At 48.5% G+C, this 619-nt stretch carries 1 protein-coding gene; it reads right to left on the reverse strand.

All coding sequences use genetic code 11. The annotated features are described in order from the left end of the window. Window positions 1–76: 76 nt before the first annotated feature. Entirely contained in the window at window positions 77–511 is a 435-nt protein-coding gene (tnpA, locus tag HMPREF3113_RS06830; RefSeq protein WP_070471556.1) for an IS200/IS605 family transposase, read from the reverse strand. Window positions 512–619: the final 108 nt, after the last annotated feature.

A 619-nucleotide genomic window follows, 5' to 3' on the forward strand; every position in this document is an offset into this window, starting at 1 on the left:
CAAAAGTCATGACCTCCACCAGAGGTGGAGGTTTGGGACGCTACGCTTGAACCACTAGAAGTGGTTTTGTTATGTGTTAGTAAGAGCCCTTAAAAAGGTCGGCATGGTCGGAAGCCTTGTCGGCCTTTTCCTGATTGCGGATATAGCGTCTAACGACCTGTTCATCGTAACCGATGGTCGAAACGAAGTATCCTCGCGCCCAAAAATGATAGCCGCGATATTTGCGCTTCTTTGCATATTTATTGGCAACGTAAAGCGCCGTCTTGCCCTTCAAAAACCCGACAATGTGCGCCACCGAATATTTCGGTGGGATCGATATCAGCATATGCACGTGGTCCGGCATCAGGTGTCCTTCTTCTATCCGGCACCCTTTTTGCAAGCTCAATCGAATAAACAAATCCCGTAGCTCAAGGCGAAGGTCGCCATAAAGCCGCTTCGTGCGGTATTTGCTGCCAAAAACCACATGATATTGGCAGACCCAAGTCGCATGTGTAAGATGGTTATCGTCCATTATAACCTCCGGTTTCGATCACTTCGTGATCCAAGCCGGAGGTTTCTTTCATACAGCGTAAAACTCTTCCAATCCTCCGCCAGAGGCGAAGGTTTTCTTCTCGTGAAA

The organism is Stenotrophomonas sp. HMSC10F06 (assembly GCF_001807865.1).
Classification (GTDB): Bacteria; Pseudomonadota; Gammaproteobacteria; order Xanthomonadales; family Xanthomonadaceae; genus Stenotrophomonas; species Stenotrophomonas bentonitica_A.

Coding starts and splice junctions, on each gene's coding strand:
- tnpA (WP_070471556.1), bottom strand. CDS start 511: ATGGACGATAACCATCTTACACATGCGACTTGGGTCTGCCAATATCAT.